Raw genomic sequence first — 15544 nt, 5'->3', positions numbered from 1 at the left:
GACGTGGCCGGTCAGGATCCGAGTAGGTCGGCGGCGGCCTCGCGTAGCGCGCGCAGCCGCGTTTCGAGCAGCTCACGCTCGGCGGCGTCGGCCGCACCGAGTTCGGGCAGCCGCGCCTCCACCTCGCCGATCTCCTCCTGCAGGCGGCCATAGGCCTCCTCGCGGGTCAGCAGGTCCAGTTCCGTCCAGTCGGAGCGCTCCGACTCGGGCTTGCGACTCATGCTGTACCTCCTGCGGCATGATCGGGGCCCTGCGTGGTTACGCTGCGCTGCCGCCTCCGGGCCTGACCTCTCATGCCGGAAGGTTGTAGAGCCGACGGGTGTTGAGCTCGACCATCTGGTGCACTTCGTCGTCCGGTACGTCGGCGAGCACTTCGGCCGCGTAGGCACGGCTCTTGGGCCAGTACGAGTCCGAGTGCGGGTAGTCGCATTCCCACGTGATGCGCTCGACGCCGATGTGGTGGCGCACCTCGATGCCGAACCGGTCGTCGATGAAGCAGCCGTGGAAATGCTTCTTGAACAGGTCCGACGGCCGCACATCCTGATTGATGTTCTGGTAGAAGCGGTGCCGCTCCCACGTCCCGTCCATCCGCTCCAACATGTACGGCATCCAGCCGATGCCGCCTTCGGACAAACCGACCTTCAGCTTGGGGTGCCGGTGGAACACCGGCGAGAACAACAGGTCCGCGGTGGCGAACATGGAGTTGCAGCCGAACAGCGAGATGGTCACCGCGAACGGGGCCTCCTCGGAGGTCTTCGGCGGTTTACCCGAGGTGCCGAAGTGCAGGCACAGCGGGATATCGGTCTCCTCGAGCGCGGAGAACATCGGATCCCAATGATCGGTGTAGAACGACGGCAACCCGAGTGGCTCCGGATTCTCCGGGAAGGAAATCGCCTTCGAGCCCTTGGCTGCGACCCGATGGATCTCCGCGACGCACGCCTGCACATCCCACAGCGGCAGAATGCTCAGCGGGATGAGGCGGTCGGCCGGACCCGCCGTGCACCACTCGTCGAGCACGAAATCGTTCCACGCCTGCACAGACAGCAGTGCGAGTTCCTTGTCCCGGCCCTCCAGGAATACCGTGCCAGCGAAGCGTGGGAACGACGGGAAGCACAGCGCACCCCAGACGCCATCGAGGTCCATATCGCGCAGGCGGGCCTTTGGGTCGTAGCAGCCCGGGATCATCTCGTCGTAGCGGGTCGGCTCGGTGCCGAACTCTTCGGGCTTCTTACCCGCAACGGCATTGAGGCCGATGTACGGATAGACGCGACCCTCGTAGGTCCACACCTCCGCGGGTGCGGCGTTGCCCTCGCGAGCCTGCTCCACGATCCGCGGACCGGCCTCCCGGTATTTCGTGGGCAACCGGTCCACCCACAGGCGCGGGGGCTCGATCAGGTGGTCATCGGTCGACAGCAGCTTCATCCATGGCTGCAATGGCATCTTGTGCTCCCTCGTCCAGATCGCGGCGCGTCGGAGCAGGTCCCGCAAATGGGCTTGCTCCGCCCTCGACATACGCAGCGCAGAGCCGAAGCCAGCTGTGTGCTGGCACATAACTCTATATCACTCCACTTATTGTGTACACCTGATTACTTCTCACTCAGCGGAAACTGTGCCTCCGTCAACTAATCAAGCAAAATTCAGTCTACCCATTTACCGTCGAACTCACTATGCTCATGGCACCAGCTCGCCGGGATCGTGCGGCCGCGCCGTGTCCACGGCAGCGCCGGAGTAGATCCGCGCCCGCATTCGAGCGTCCCGCCGCGCCGCGAGAGTCGATGGAAGGAAGCCACAATGGGTCGAGTACAGGACAAAGTCGTCTTCATAACCGGAGCCGCCCGCGGTCAGGGGCGCGCACACGCGCTGCGGCTCGCGGAGGAGGGCGCCGACATCATTGCCGTCGATCTGTGCGAGAACATCCCCACCAACGGTTATGCATTGGCGAGCCAGGATGATCTCGACGAAACCGCCCGCCTGGTGGATAAGCTCGGGCGGCGCATCGTCGCCCGCAAGGCCGATGTGCGCGACCCAGCCGCATTGAAGGCCGCTGTGGCCGAGGGTGTTGCCGAATTCGGCAGGCTCGATGGCGTTGTGGCACAAGCCGGTATCGCCCCGTTGGGTCCGCAGGACAGTGCGCTGGCCTTCATCGACGCCATCACCGTCGACTTCAACGGCGTCGTCCACGCCGTAGAGGCCGCCCTGCCGCATCTGAAGGCGGGGGCCTCGATCGTCGCGACCGGATCGCTTGCCGCACTGATTCCGGCGAGCGTCGACAATCCGGCCAACGGTCCCGGGGGCCTCGGTTACTCCTTTGCCAAGCGCACCGTCGCGGCCTTCATCCACGATCTCGCGACCGTGCTCGCATCCCGGCAGATCAGGGCCAATGCGGTGCACCCGACGAATGTCAATACCGACATGCTCAACAACGAGCTCATGTACCGCTCGTTCCGGCCCGATCTGGAGAATCCGACGCGCGAGGACGCCCTGGTCTCCTTCCCCGCGACCACCGGTATGGGCAACCCCTACGTCGAACCCGAGGACATCGCCGACGCCGTGCTCTATCTGATTTCCGAGGAATCCCGGTGGGTCACCGGCATGCAGATGCGCGTCGACGCCGGTGGTTACGTCAGGAAGCGCCCCCAGCTGCCAGCTTTCTGACGCTGCCGACTTGCTGACCGGGTGGGCAGTGGTCGGCTGCCCACCCACCGCTTTCAGGCTCGCGCCGAGCGCGCCACATACCGCGCGATCACATTGCGCTGAATCTCATTGGTGCCCTCGCCGATTTCGAGGATCTTGGCATCGGCATAGAAGCGCGAGATCTTCGACTCGCGCATATAGCCGTATCCGCCGTGGATCTGGACGCTGGCACTGGCCGCGCGATTGGCCACCTCGGAGGCGTACAACTTGGCCATGGCCGCCGCCTGGCCGAACGGCCTGCCCTGGTCGGCGAGCCACGCGGCGCGATAGACGAGGGCGCGGGCCGCTTCGACCTCGGTGGCCATATCGGCGAGCTTGTGCTGTACCGCCTGGAATGCCGAGAGCGGCTTGCCGAACTGCTCGCGCTGGGACGCGTGGGTGGCCGCGAGATCGAGCGCCTCTTGGGCCAGTGACAGCGCCAATGCGGCAACGCTGATGCGGCCGCCGTCGAGCACGTCGAGGAACTGCCGCAGCCCGTTGCCCTCGTCGCCGATCAGGTTCTCGCCCGGAATCCAGCAATCGTCGAAAATCAGCTCCCGCGAATCCATCGCATGCCAGCCGAGCTTCTTCATCGGATGCCCGACGGTGTAGCCCGGTGTGCCGGTCGGCACGAAAAACGTTCCGTACCTTCTGGTTCCGTCGTCGTCGGTACCGGTCACCGCGAGAATCGTGACACCGAGGCTGATCTCGGTGCCCGCATTGGTGATGAACATTTTGGTGCCGTTGATGAGCCATCCGTCACCGTCGCGCTTTGCGGTGGTCCGGATTCCGGCCGCATCCGAGCCCGCGGTCGGTTCCGTCAGTCCGAAGGCGCCGATATGGGTACCGCTCGCGAGCGGTGTAAGCCATTTCGCCTTCTGTTCCGCGGTGCCGAAGGTGGCCAGGGGGAGTGAGGCGATGGTGGAGTGGGCGTTCCAGCAGGCGGCCAGCGACTGGTCCGCCGCGCCGATCATTTCCATGGCGGCTACGTAGGAGACGAACCCGGCATCGGTGCCACCGTACTCGGGGGCGACGAGCAGCCCGGTCAGGTCCAACTCGCCCATTTTCAGGAAGACCTCGGACGGGAATCGTTCCTGCTCCGACCAGGACTCGGCGTGCGGCTCGATCTCCCGTTCGGCGAAGTCACGGCACAGCTTCTGTAGCTCGATCGCCTCGGCGGGCAGGTCTAGATCCATAGCGAGTCCGTCCTGTCATCTGGTCGCCAACAGCGACTCTTGTTTTTTCGAACACTCGGTATAATATTGACTATCGGTGCCGCGCGTCAACAGTCGCACCGAGTGCGAGGCCGTCGAGCGATCGGTGAGAAATCCATGACAATGACTGAATCCAACTTGCGGACAACGGACTCGGGGAATGCGGCGACGCTGACCGAGATGTACCGGAGAATGCTGACGATTCGGCGGTTCGAAGAGCACGCCGCCCGGCTCTACCGCGACAGCCGGATACCCGGATTCCTGCACCTTTCCATCGGGCAGGAGGCCTCCGCGGTCGGCGCCTGCTGGCCACTGGACGACCGGGATGTGGTGACCTCGACCCATCGCGGGCACGGCCACTGCATCGCCAAGGGTCTCGATGTCGACGGCATGTTCGCCGAGCTGATGGGCAAGGAGACCGGAACCTGCAAGGGCCGCGGCGGGTCGATGCACATCGCGGATCCGCGCAAGGGCATCTTCGGTGCGAACGGCATTGTGGGCGCGGGCCTCCCGATCGCGGTCGGCGCCGGTACCGCCGCCCAGCTGCGCCGGGGAGGCGGCGTGGTCGTCGCCTTCTTCGGCGACGGCGCCATCGCACAGGGCGTGTTCCATGAATCGGTCAACCTGGCCGCGGTGTGGGACCTGCCCGTCATCTTCTTCTGCGAGAACAACGGCTACTCCGAATTCTCCGCGGCGGCCGACCAGCACCGGGCGACCCTGCGCGAGCGCGCGGCGGGCTACGGCGTCGAATACCACGGGGTGGACGGCAACGATGTCGTGCAGGTCGCGGCGCTACAGCGCGAGCTGGTTGCGCGGCTGCGCGCCGGCGCGGGCCCGATGATCGTCGAGGCCACCACCTACCGCTGGCACGGGCACTACGAGGGCGATCCCGAAAGCTACCGGGACGCCGAAGAACTCGCCGAATGGAAGAAGCGCGATCCGCTGGTCCTGCTCGCCGACACCATGCGCGGGCGCGGCCTGGCCGAGCAACTGGCTGTCGTCGAGCGCGAGGTCGATGTCGTGATCGAGCACGCGATCGAACAGGCCACCGCCGCACCGTATCCCGCTGCCGAGACGGTCGGCGATTTCGTCACCACGCCACGTGCCGAAATACCGGAGCCGGCGACCCCGACCGGCGGAACGCTGAAGATCATGCATGCGATCACCAATGCGCTGACCCGCGAGCTCGAAGAAGATCCGACCGTCTTCCTGGCGGGTATCGATGTCGGAAAAGGTGGCAATGTCTACGGTTTGACGCGCGGTCTGGCCGACAAATTCCCGGGCCGCGTCCGCGACACCCCGATTTCCGAAAGCGCGATCATGGGGACCGCGGTGGGCGCGGCGATGGCGGGCTACCGCCCGGTCGTCGAACTGATGTACTTCGACTTCATCGGCGTCTGCCTGGATCAATTGATGAACCAGGCGGCCAAATTGCGCTTCATGACCGGCGGCGCGGTCACCATGCCCCTGGTTGTGCGCACCCAGTTCGGCGCGGGCAAATCCTCCGGCAGTCAGCATTCCCAGAGCCTCGAGGGTCTGCTCGCCCATATCCCCGGGTTGACGGTGGTGATGCCGTCGACTCCGGCCGACACCTATGGCTTGTTGCGGGCCGCGATCCAGGATCCCAATCCGGTGATCTTCATCGAGAACCGCCTGCTGTACGGCAAGAAGGGGCCCGAGCCGTCGGCGGATCACCTTGTGCCCCTCGGCAAGGCGATCGTGCGACGACCAGGCGTAGATGCGACCGTGGTGTCGTATTCGAAGATGATGTACGACTGCCTCGCTGTCGCCGATCGCCTGTCCGCCGAGGGCATCGAGGTCGAGGTCATCGATCTGCGGACCATCAGTCCCCTGGACTTCGATACCGTCCTGACCTCGCTGCGCAAGACGAATCGTCTGGTGGTCGTCCACCAGGCCGTCGGTGAATTCGGTGTCGGCGCCGAACTGGCCGCCCGCGCCGTCCGCGAGGGATTCTGGTACCTGGACGCGCCGGTGATCCGGGTGACCGCCGGAGCGACACCCGCGCCGTACACTCCGGCGCTGGAGCAGATCTGGCTGCCCGACGAGGCGCGCATCGAGGCCGCGATTCGCGAATCCCTGGACGCCCACCCGTGACAGACACCGACACGGAAGTTTCTACCGACCGTTCACTCTGCGTATACTCGGTTCGCACGCGACCGCGGGAGGGATGAGATGGCTCGACCACCAGGACACGGACCCGCCTACGAGGTCAAGCGGCAGGAAATCATCGATACGGCCGCGGCGCTATTCGCGAAAAAGGGCTATGCGGCGACCGGGATCATCGAGATCGGCGAAACGGTCGGCTTGGCCAAGGGCGCGCTGTACTACTACATCGGCTCCAAGGAAAATCTGCTCGTCGAAATCCAGGGGCGGGTTCTCGACCCGTTGCTGGTCGTCGCCGCGCGTATCCAAGGGTTGGATGCGCCGCCACTGGTCAAACTGCGGTTGTTGTCCGAGGAATTGCTGAACGTCATCTTCGAGCGCCTGGACCATATCTGGGTGTACGAACACGACTATCGCCAACTGACCGGCGAGAATCTGTCCCGCATGCTCGAGAAGCGCAAAGAAGTCGAGCACGTCGTGCGGTCGCTGCTGGTCGACGCGATGGATGACGGATCGCTGCGCAAGGCCGATCCGACCCTGGCCATGCTGCAGTTTCTCAATATGCACAACCGCACCTATCAGTGGCTGGATCCGGATAAGCGATGGGATGCGAAATTCCTGTCGAAGTCCTACTGCCACACGCTCTTCAATGGCTTCGCCGATGGCAAATGCGATCTCGAGGCGCTGGAGGCGCAGGTCGAGGCGCAGACAGCGGCGAGTACCGCCTAGCACTGACCGACCCGAACGCCGCGTTCGACAACCACGTGTTGTCCAACGCGGCGTTCGGCGTTTCCGGGGTCGGCGCGCGAGACCTTGACAGATTTGCGGTTTTGGTTTTGTATACCGAGTGTTCTAATTAATTCACTGTCCCGACATGGGAGGCCGACATGGGTTCGAGGCTCGAAGGCAAGACCGCGGTGGTGACCGGCGCGGGCGGCGCGCTCGGCTCGGCGGTGGCGCTGCGCTGCGCCGAGGAGGGGATTCGCGATCTCGTCCTTGCCGACCTCGATGTCGATGCCATGGCGTCGCTGGCGGATACGTTGCGCGCCAAGGGAATTGCCGTGGAAACCGAACGGCTGGACGTCGCCGACGGCGACGAATTCGACGCGCTCATCCGGTCCGCCGTCGAGCGCAGCGGCACTGTCGATGTGCTGGTGAATACCGCGGGCATCGTGTCGCCGAACGCCCGCATCCACCATCTGTCCACCGAGGACTGGCAGCGCACGATGTCGGTCAACTTGACCGGCACGTTCCACGGCATCCGCGCCGTCGCCCGCGCACTGCGCAAGAAGGCGAATGTCTCCATAGTCAATATCGCCTCCGTCGGCGGGTTGACCGCTTGGGCGTATGCCGCGCCCTACTGCGCGTCGAAGGCCGGAGTGATCCACCTGACCCGGGTCGCCGCACTCGAATACGCCAAGGAGGGGATTCGGGTCAACGCCGTATGTCCCGGCACCTTTCCGACGGCCGTGCACGACGGCCTGCCCGCCGAGGCGATGAATGCGATCGAGGCCAAGCATCCGCTCGGATTCGGCGCACCCGCCGACATCACCGGCGCGGTCGTCTATCTCGCCAGCGATGAATCCCGTTGGGTCACCGGGCATTCCCTGGTTGTCGACGGTGGCTACTCATTGCCGTGATGTGGCGGAACCGTCGTCAATGGTTGTCTGCCGCGCCACAGTTGATTAGTCTGACCGGTACAGAAAACTTTCAGCTTCCTCTTCACAGCGAAGGCCCGTGAATGTACAACTTCGCCGCCGTGTTCGACCGGAACGCGCAACAATACGCAGCCGAAATCGCACTGTCCGAAGGCGATCGGGCCCTGACCTACGCCGAGCTGCGCACCCGAGTGCATGCGCTGGCCCTCGCACTGCGTGAACTGGGAGTCGACGCGGGCGATATCGTCGCCGTACTGTTGTACAACCGGGTCGAATTCGTGGAAACCATGCTCGCGGCCAATCACATCGGCGCCGCGATCATGCCGCTCAACTATCGGTTGTCCCCGGCGGAATGGCAGTACATTCTCGAGCACTCGAACGCCGGCGCCATCGTGACGGAGTCGGAGTTCACGACTGGCATCGATGCATTGGCCTCGTCCTTGCCGCAGTTGCGACACCGCGTGACGCTGGATGCCGCGCCGGATCCGTCGTGGCTGGAATACGACGCGCTGGTCGGACCGAATATCGGCCGGACGACCGACGTCGTCGATGTGCAACCCGATGCGCTGCAACGACTTATGTACACCTCGGGCACGACCTCGCGCCCGAAGGGTGTGATGATCTCGCATCAGAATCTGACCTGGAAAAACCTCGCGCACATCCTCGAGTTCTCGCTGACCGCCGCGGACAACACCCTGGTGTGCGGTCCCCTCTACCACGTGGGCGGAATGGACCTGCCGGGTCTGGCCACTTTCCACGCCGGTGGCCGACTGAGCCTGATCCGCCGTTTCGACGCCGTCGCGGTGATGGACGCGATCGAACAGCTGCGCCCGACCAATGTCTGGCTGGCGCCGTCGATGATGAACGGCCTGCTGCAACTGCCCGATATCGCTGATCGCGACACCTCATCGATCCGCTTCATCACCGGCGGTGGCGAGAAGATGCCCATCCCGCTGCTCGACCGGATCGCCGATGCGTTCCCGGGTGCCTGGTTCGCCGACGCGTACGGCCTCACCGAAACCGTCTCCGGCGATACCGTCAACGACGCCGAGCACATGCGAACGAAGGTCGGCTCCGTCGGGCGCCCGGTGGCCGATGTCGAGGTCGCCATTGTCGACGAGGGCGATACCCGTGTTCCGGCCGGACAACTCGGCGAGATCGTCATCCGGGGGCCCAAGGTGACCTCCGGCTACTGGCGGGACGAGGCGGCCACCCGCTCGGCCCTGCGCAACGGGTGGTTCCACACCGGAGACATCGGCCGCCTCGACGAAGACGGCTACCTCTACATCGAGGACCGCAAGAAGGACATGATCGTCTCGGGCGGGGAGAATATCGCCACCCCGGAGGTCGAGCGGGTGCTGTACGAAAACCCCGACGTCGTCGAGGCGGCGGTCGTCGGTATGCCCCATCCGCGCTGGGGCGAAGTGCCGAAGGCATTCGTCGTGTTGCGTGCGGGCAGCCACTTCGACGCCGAGGCGCTGAAGGATTTCTGTCGCACCCGCTTGGCCAAATACAAAGTGCCCGCGGAGATCGAATGCATCGACACCTTGCCGAGAACCCCTTCCGGGAAGGTGCTCAAGCGCGTATTGCGCGACGGTCCTGCTTGATTCGCTCACACGGCCGCCGCGACATCCCCGCCCACCTGCCCGGTGTCACCGATATGCCGCAGATACCACCGGATGTAGCGGAGCAGGGTCATATCGTCGAATTCGAAATGCAGCGCTCGGTCGTGCGTGGTCTGCTGGAACAGCTTGGCCCCCGACAGATAGGACCCGTAGAAGCCGAGCCTACTGTCGAAGGCCGAATCCAGTTCACCCAGTTGCTCTTTCGTGGTGACGTACTCGGGTCGGCGCAGGCCGAGTTCGTCGAACAGCAACTCGAAACATTGCCGCACAGCATCTGGCAACCGTCGCCGCCGAGGACGTCTGTGCCGCGTTGAATATCTCCGAGCGCACCCTGCGCAGACGATTCCGCAGCGCCACCGGCATGATTTGGCGGGACTTCCTGGTACAGGCCAGGCTGATCCGAGCCATGGTCGCATTGGCGCAGCCGGGTGTGAACATCCTGGAGGTCGCCATGTCGGTCGGCTTCGGCAGCGCGAGCGCTTTCAGCCGCGCCTTCCGCACCTTCGCGGGCTGCACCCCGGTCGAATACCGCCACCGCGTGGCCGTCCGATGAGTCGGCGAGGGTGTAGCCAGATCAGGCGAGTTTTCTCAATGGCATCGACCTGCTCGTCGACGTCGGCGCGTATGCCGCCGTGCAGGTCGCGTCCAGGAAATAGGTTCACTCTTTTGTCGGGTTCGGCCGGTCGACTGCGGCCGAGCCCGATCTGTGTCGCGGGTCCGGCGGCCAACCTTGATTGTACCGACCGATAGGTCTAACATTCGATTGTCGCCGGGCACGAGGCAGTCGAACGGGAGTCGTAGATGAGGTTTGTTCGCGAGGCAGTCGCATGACCGCGCCGGAACGGGTGCTGGTGGTCGGTGCGTCGGCGGCCGGACTGTCGACGGTGGAATCGCTGCGGCGCAAGGGCTTTCAAGGCCCGATAACGGTGCTCGGCGATGAGCGGCATGCGCCTTACGATCGGCCGCCGCTGTCCAAGCAGGTGCTTGCGGGCGCGTGGGAGCCGGATCGGGCCGCGCTGCGCAAGCAGGAGATGCTGGCGGCGTTGGATGCCGAATTCATACTCGGGGCCGGGGCGACGGGGTTGGATCCGACGACCCGAACCGTACGCACTGCTGCCGGACACGAATTGCGGGCGGACGCGGTCGTACTCGCCACGGGGGTGCGGGCGCGGACATTGCCCGGACAGGATGACCTGATCGGTGTGCACGTATTGCGCACCCTCGACGACGCGCTGGCGCTACGAGCGGACCTACTGATCAGCTCGCGGTTGGTCGTCGTCGGTGAGGGCGTCCTCGGTGCCGAAATCGCCGCCACCGCACGCACACTCGGGCTGGACGTGACGATGACCGGTCCGCAGCCGGCCCCCATGGCTTTGCAGGTCGGCCCGATGGTGTCGAAACTGTTGGCGGACTTGCACACCGAGCGCGGTGTGCGGCTGCGACTGGGCACCGGTGTCGTCGGCTTGGACGGTGCGGACGGTCGGGTTACCGGGGTGCGACTCGGCACCGGGGAGGTGCTACCCGCCGACGTAGTGGTCGTCGCGATCGGCGCGGCCCCGGCGACCGACTGGCTGAAAGACAGTGGGCTGCAACTCGATAACGGTGTGGTCTGCGATTCCCGCTGCCGCGCCGCCGAGGGAATATACGCTGTCGGCGATCTGGCCCGGTGGCATCACGAGCAGTTCGGCGGGCTGATCCGTCTGGAGAACCGGACCAATGCCACCGAGCAGGCCGCGGCCGTCGCCGGTGTGATCATGGGGGAGGACCACCCCTATGTGCCGGTGCCCTACTTCTGGACCGATCAATTCGACGTGAAGATCCAGGTGCACGGCAGGCTCCCCATCGGTGCCGAGGTCGACATCGTCGACGGTGACCCGGCGACCGGACGGTTCGTCGCGCGGTACCGCGACGCGGGTGTCGTCACCGGAGTCCTCGGCTGGAATATGCCCAAGCAGACTCGCCTGCGCCGACAGGAGATCGTCGATGCGCTCCCGAGTCTCGCGGCAACCAGCCCTCGGCCCTGATCGCCTTCAGCCCCAGCCCAATTCACGAAAGACCAGGAGAGACCCGATGAAGGTTGTCATCGACGAAGACAAGTGTGTCGCGGCCGGACAATGCGTTGCCGCCGCTGTCGAGGTGTTCGACCAGCGTGACGAGGACGGCATCGTGGTGCTGCTGAACGAACACCCATCGGCCGAACAGGCCGATGACGTCCGTCAGGCGGCGGCCGTTTGTCCCGCGATGGCGATCTCCATCGAGGAATGAAATGTCGACCCAAGGAGAGCCGATCATGACCGAGACCGTGGATATCCCCGAATACCCGACGCCGCGAGATGCCAAGTGCCCGTTCCTGCCTCCGCCGGAATTGCGTGAGCTGCATACCGCCGGTCTCCCGCTCTCGCGGGTGCGTACCTGGGACGGTCGAACCCCGTGGCTCATCGCCTCGCACGCCGCCCAGCGGCAGGTCATGGCCGATCCGCGGGTCAGCGCCAACGATCATCTGCCCGGATTTCCGTATATGACCCCGGCCATCGCCGAGACGATCCACGACCGGCCGAAGACGCTCTTCGACACCGATGGGCCTGAGCATGCGCGATTGCGCCGGATGCTGACGAATTCGTTTACCCGCGGGCGGATGGAGAAGGTTCGCCCGGCGATCCAGCGGGTCACCGATGACCTCATCGACAAGATGCTGGCGGGCCCGAATCCGACCGATCTGGTGGAGGCGCTCTCGCTGCCGCTGCCGTCGCTGATGATCTGCGAACTCCTCGGCGTGCCGTACGAGGATCACGACTTCTTCGAAGCACACGCCAAGATCACCAACGGTCGGGAGGTGACTCCGGAGGAGAACAACGCCTCGAATGCGGCCCTCGGCGCCTACCTGGGCAAGCTGATCGTGGCCAAGATGGAAAAGCCCGAAGAGGACGTTGTCTCGGACCTCGCGGCGCGGGTCAAGGCGGGCGAGCTCGATATGCCCGGCGCCACCATCATGAGCATGATCATGCTCATCGCCGGTCACGAGACCAGCGCGAATATGATCACGCTCGCGACCGCGCTGCTGCTGGAGAATCCGGACCAGCTGGCACTGCTGCGCGAAACCGAGGATAAGAAGGTCATCGCGGGCGCGGTCGAGGAACTGCTGCGCTATCTGACCATCCCGCATCTGCTTCAGCGGCGCATCGCCACCGAAGATATCGAGGTCGAAGGACAGACGATCCGCGCGGGGGAGGGCATCATCAGTTCGTTGCCCGCGGCCAATTTCGACCCGGTGGCCTTCCCTGAGCCCGACAAGCTGGATCTCCTGCGCGAGGCGCGCCACCACCATGCGTTCGGCTGGGGCCCACACCAGTGCATCGGCCAGCAGCTCGCGCGCATCGAACTCGAGGTCGTATTCGGCACCCTCTACCGTCGCATCCCGACGCTGCGGCTGGGAGTCGACTTCGACCAGTTGCGGTTCAAGGGTGATTCGCTCGCCTACGGCATCTACGAACTGCCGGTTGCCTGGTAGCGATTAGTGCCCTCATTTCCAAGACTGGACCGACCGGTACAAGTAACCTTGGATGCGGATCCCTGAACCGATTGCCACCAGCGCATCGAGGGACGAGAGAGGTACCGCATGTTCAAGGAGTTCGTCGCCTCCGGTGACTCGCACATCATCGAACCGGTCGACCTGTTCAAAACCCGGCTGCCCGTACATCTTCGGGAACGGGCGCTCTGGGAAGAGGAATTCACGCTCGACGAGCCGATCGTGCCGGGTGGACACACCGAGTTCAAGAAACTGCACACGATCGGCTTCGACGGCTGGACCATTTCGAAGTACCGGCAGACCGCCGGACCGACTCCGGATGGCGAGCCGGAGCACATCCTGCGGGATATGAATATCGATGGCGTCGACGCCGCCGTCATGTTCCCGAATCTGTCGCTGTTCGTGCTGTTCACCGATGACCACGAGTTGTCGATGGCGCATGCGCGCGTCTACAACGATTACATTGTCGAGCGCTATCTCCGGTACAAGGACCGGATGCGCCCGACCGCCGCCATCCCCGTCACCGATGTCCCGGACGCGGTCGCCGAGATCGAGCGCTGCGCCCGCGCCGGACTCGGGGCCATCCTGCTGCCCGAGTTGCCGCCGGTGCCGTACTGGTCACGGCATTACGACCCGATCTGGGCGGCCGCGCAGGCGAACGGAATGCCGGTGTTCTTCCATGTCGCCACCGGCGGGGTTTCGGTCAAGGAAGAAACCTCGGAGACGGCGGTGACCGTCAAAGGTCTGATGATGGCCGTCAATATGGGCAAGGGCCAGCTCACCGACGATATGGTGGCGGGCCGGACCATGGGCGGCGGGGCAATACCGCCTCCGCGATCCCACAGGGCATCATCGCCGATCTGGTCGGCGGCGGGGTCTGTGAACGCTTTCCGAATCTGCACTTCAACCTGGTCGAGTACAGCGCGGGATGGCTCGTTTCGTACCTGGGCATGATGGACCGGTCGTGGCGGACGGGCACCGGCCAGGACCCGGACTGGTGGCTCGGCTTCTGGGACGACACTCGCTCGCCGAAGGATCAGCCGACCATGGGACGGCTGTTCAATATCAATGCGAAGTGGCCGTGGCCGCTCGAGCCGAGTGAGTATGTGCAGCGTCAGATCCACGTCCAGTTCGCCGATGACCCGACCGCGGTCAAGGCCCGGCACATCACCGGATTGACGACCATCATGTGGGGCAACGACTACCCGCATGCGGAGGGAACTTTCCGCGGCAGCGCCGAATGCATTGCCGAGAATTTCGAGGGCGTTCCCGACGAGGATCGCGCCGCCATCCTGGGCGGCACCCTCGCCGACATCGTCGGTTTCGACAAGTCCAAGAAGCTCGCGGAGGTCCCGGAGGGCGTCTGACCCGCGCTCGCGTGCCCGGAGCACGGCCGCTCCGGGCACGTCGCGTTGTCAGTGGACCGGGACACGGTCCAGCGCTCGCACGATGACTTCGACAGCGGGAGTGTCGAGCGCTCCCACCTGGAGGCGAATCCATCCGGCCGCGAGCCCGGCTTCATCAGCGGGTCGAGTTGTCAGAACAGGTAGCGCCCGCCGTTCACACTGAGCGTCTGTCCCGTGACGTAACCGGCTTCCTCGGAGGCGAGGTAGGCGACCGCGTGGCCGATCTCCTCCGGCTGCCCGGCCCGCTTCATCGGCATATGCGCCGCTGCTGCCTCCACGTCGATGGTCTGGCGGGTCAGTGGGGTGTCGATGAATCCGGGCGGAACGTGGTTGACGGTGATTCCCTGTTCGATGAACTCGACCGCCAACGCCTTCGTCAGGCCGATCACGCCGCCCTTGGAGGCCGCGTAGTGGGCCATGCCGGGGGCTCCGGTCTGCGCGGATGATGAGGAGATATTGATGATCCGGCCCCATCCAGCCGCGAGCATGTCGGGGATCAGCGCCTTCGTGACCAGGAAGGGGCCCTTGAGATTGATCCCGATCATGCGATCCCAGGATTCCTCGGCCAAGCTCGTGAAGGGCTCGTACGTGGTGATTCCGGCATTGTTGACCAGCACGGTGACGGGTCCGAGCTCGGCGTGGGTGCGGGCCGCCGACGCTGCGATGGCATCGGCATCGGCCGCATCGCCGACGACCGCGATGGCGGTGCCGCCCGATTCGCGGATCGAGGCGACGGTCTTCTCGGCGTTCTCCAGGTTCAGATCCCAGATCGCGACCGCGGCGCCCTTGGCTGCGAGTACGGTCGCGATGGACTGGCCGATCCCGCTACCGCCGCCGGTGACGACGGCGATCTTGCCTGCGAGTGACATATTCGTTCCTTTGCGTCGAAATCGGTTGCCGGGCCGGGTTATTCGCCCGGTGTCGATTCACCCAGCGCGGCCCGGGCGGCGGTGCGTGCCGCAGTCGCGCGCGGGAATCCGGCATAGCCGCTGGCGTGGTAGATGACCTCGGCGATCTCGTCCTTGGTCAGTCCGTTGGTCAAGCCGATTCGGACGTGGTGGCCGAACTCGGTCTCGGACCCGAGCGCGATCAGGATGCCGAGCGTGACCAGGCTGCGATCGCGTGGGGTGAGTCCCTCCCGGCCCCACAGCTGGGCCCACACACTGACCAGGCCGATCTCGACGAGATCTTCACCGAGCTGACCGTCGCGCAGGTCGATATCGCCCTCGGGAAAGGCGCCGGGCAGGGCCGCGCGCATCGCCGCGAGACCCTCGGTGCGCAAGTCGGTGTCCTTGGTTGTCATCAGCGACTCCCATCG

The 15544-nt window shown here is 65.0% G+C and carries 17 protein-coding genes; 11 read left to right on the top strand and 6 right to left on the bottom strand.

What is annotated here, in order from left to right; genetic code table 11:
- Nucleotides 1–11: 11 nt before the first annotated feature.
- A complete protein-coding gene (locus OIE68_RS17755) occupies nucleotides 12–221 on the bottom strand; it encodes a hypothetical protein (RefSeq protein WP_327100470.1) in 210 nt (69 codons plus the stop codon).
- A gap of 70 nt (nucleotides 222–291) precedes the next feature.
- On the bottom strand, nucleotides 292–1440 hold the full coding sequence (locus OIE68_RS17750) for an amidohydrolase family protein (protein ID WP_327100469.1): 1149 nt from the start codon (nucleotides 1438–1440) through the stop codon (nucleotides 292–294).
- A 351-nt stretch (nucleotides 1441–1791) separates the two neighbouring features.
- Here OIE68_RS17750 and OIE68_RS17745 point away from each other — a divergent pair, with 351 nt between their 5' ends.
- Nucleotides 1792–2655 carry a mycofactocin-coupled SDR family oxidoreductase gene (locus OIE68_RS17745; protein ID WP_327100468.1) on the top strand — a complete coding sequence of 288 codons (864 nt, stop codon included), beginning with the start codon at nucleotides 1792–1794 and terminating at the stop codon, nucleotides 2653–2655.
- Between the two features lie 53 nt (nucleotides 2656–2708).
- Here OIE68_RS17745 and OIE68_RS17740 read toward each other — a convergent pair whose 3' ends face one another.
- Complete coding sequence (locus OIE68_RS17740) at nucleotides 2709–3869, bottom strand: acyl-CoA dehydrogenase family protein (protein ID WP_327100467.1); 1161 nt, start codon at nucleotides 3867–3869, stop codon at nucleotides 2709–2711.
- 141 nt (nucleotides 3870–4010) lie between these two features.
- Between OIE68_RS17740 and OIE68_RS17735 the strand changes: the two genes are divergently transcribed.
- The 4 genes from OIE68_RS17735 to OIE68_RS17720 all read left to right on the top strand — a co-directional run bounded on the left by OIE68_RS17735 (nucleotide 4011) and on the right by OIE68_RS17720 (nucleotide 9276).
- Nucleotides 4011–6002 carry a dehydrogenase E1 component subunit alpha/beta gene (locus OIE68_RS17735; RefSeq protein ID WP_327100466.1) on the top strand — a complete coding sequence of 664 codons (1992 nt, stop codon included), beginning with the start codon at nucleotides 4011–4013 and terminating at the stop codon, nucleotides 6000–6002.
- 78 nt (nucleotides 6003–6080) lie between these two features.
- A complete protein-coding gene (locus OIE68_RS17730) occupies nucleotides 6081–6740 on the top strand; it encodes a TetR/AcrR family transcriptional regulator (RefSeq protein WP_327100465.1) in 660 nt (219 codons plus the stop codon).
- A gap of 158 nt (nucleotides 6741–6898) precedes the next feature.
- Entirely contained in the window at nucleotides 6899–7651 is a 753-nt protein-coding gene (locus OIE68_RS17725) for an SDR family NAD(P)-dependent oxidoreductase (protein ID WP_327100464.1), read from the top strand.
- A 101-nt stretch (nucleotides 7652–7752) separates the two neighbouring features.
- On the top strand, nucleotides 7753–9276 hold the full coding sequence (locus tag OIE68_RS17720) for a long-chain fatty acid--CoA ligase (protein WP_327100463.1): 1524 nt from the start codon (nucleotides 7753–7755) through the stop codon (nucleotides 9274–9276).
- A gap of 5 nt (nucleotides 9277–9281) precedes the next feature.
- Here OIE68_RS17720 and OIE68_RS17715 read toward each other — a convergent pair whose 3' ends face one another.
- The gene (locus OIE68_RS17715) at nucleotides 9282–9545 is read right to left on the bottom strand and encodes a hypothetical protein (RefSeq protein ID WP_327100462.1); all 264 of its coding nucleotides are present in this window, start codon (nucleotides 9543–9545) and stop codon (nucleotides 9282–9284) included.
- A 59-nt stretch (nucleotides 9546–9604) separates the two neighbouring features.
- Between OIE68_RS17715 and OIE68_RS17710 the strand changes: the two genes are divergently transcribed.
- From OIE68_RS17710 to OIE68_RS17685, 6 genes are all read left to right on the top strand, one after another.
- On the top strand, nucleotides 9605–9847 hold the full coding sequence (locus OIE68_RS17710) for a helix-turn-helix transcriptional regulator (RefSeq protein ID WP_327100461.1): 243 nt from the start codon (nucleotides 9605–9607) through the stop codon (nucleotides 9845–9847).
- Nucleotides 9848–10121: 274 nt separating this feature from the next.
- Nucleotides 10122–11318 carry an NAD(P)/FAD-dependent oxidoreductase gene (locus OIE68_RS17705; protein WP_327100460.1) on the top strand — a complete coding sequence of 399 codons (1197 nt, stop codon included), beginning with the start codon at nucleotides 10122–10124 and terminating at the stop codon, nucleotides 11316–11318.
- A gap of 46 nt (nucleotides 11319–11364) precedes the next feature.
- Nucleotides 11365–11559 carry a ferredoxin gene (locus OIE68_RS17700; protein ID WP_327100459.1) on the top strand — a complete coding sequence of 65 codons (195 nt, stop codon included), beginning with the start codon at nucleotides 11365–11367 and terminating at the stop codon, nucleotides 11557–11559.
- 25 nt (nucleotides 11560–11584) lie between these two features.
- On the top strand, nucleotides 11585–12802 hold the full coding sequence (locus OIE68_RS17695; RefSeq protein WP_327100458.1) for a cytochrome P450: 1218 nt from the start codon (nucleotides 11585–11587) through the stop codon (nucleotides 12800–12802).
- 108 nt (nucleotides 12803–12910) lie between these two features.
- Nucleotides 12911–13774, top strand: coding sequence for an amidohydrolase family protein (locus tag OIE68_RS17690; RefSeq protein ID WP_327100457.1), 864 nt, complete (start codon nucleotides 12911–12913; stop codon nucleotides 13772–13774).
- Nucleotides 13771–14187, top strand: coding sequence for a hypothetical protein (locus tag OIE68_RS17685; protein WP_327100456.1), 417 nt, complete (start codon nucleotides 13771–13773; stop codon nucleotides 14185–14187). Before OIE68_RS17690 ends, OIE68_RS17685 begins: the two co-directional genes overlap by 4 nt.
- 170 nt (nucleotides 14188–14357) lie before the next feature.
- Here the strand turns inward: OIE68_RS17685 and OIE68_RS17680 are convergent, their stop codons facing one another.
- Nucleotides 14358–15095 carry an SDR family NAD(P)-dependent oxidoreductase gene (locus tag OIE68_RS17680; protein ID WP_327100455.1) on the bottom strand — a complete coding sequence of 246 codons (738 nt, stop codon included), beginning with the start codon at nucleotides 15093–15095 and terminating at the stop codon, nucleotides 14358–14360.
- Nucleotides 15096–15133: 38 nt separating this feature from the next.
- Nucleotides 15134–15529: a carboxymuconolactone decarboxylase family protein gene (locus OIE68_RS17675; RefSeq protein WP_327100454.1), complete on the bottom strand. Its 396-nt coding sequence runs from the start codon at nucleotides 15527–15529 to the stop codon at nucleotides 15134–15136.
- Nucleotides 15530–15544: the final 15 nt, after the last annotated feature.

The sequence above is a fragment of the Nocardia vinacea genome, from assembly GCF_035920345.1.
Classification (GTDB): Bacteria; Actinomycetota; Actinomycetes; order Mycobacteriales; family Mycobacteriaceae; genus Nocardia; species Nocardia vinacea_A.
The sequence above is the reverse complement of the archived record's forward strand: the minus strand, read 5'-3'. Positions and strand labels throughout refer to the sequence as shown.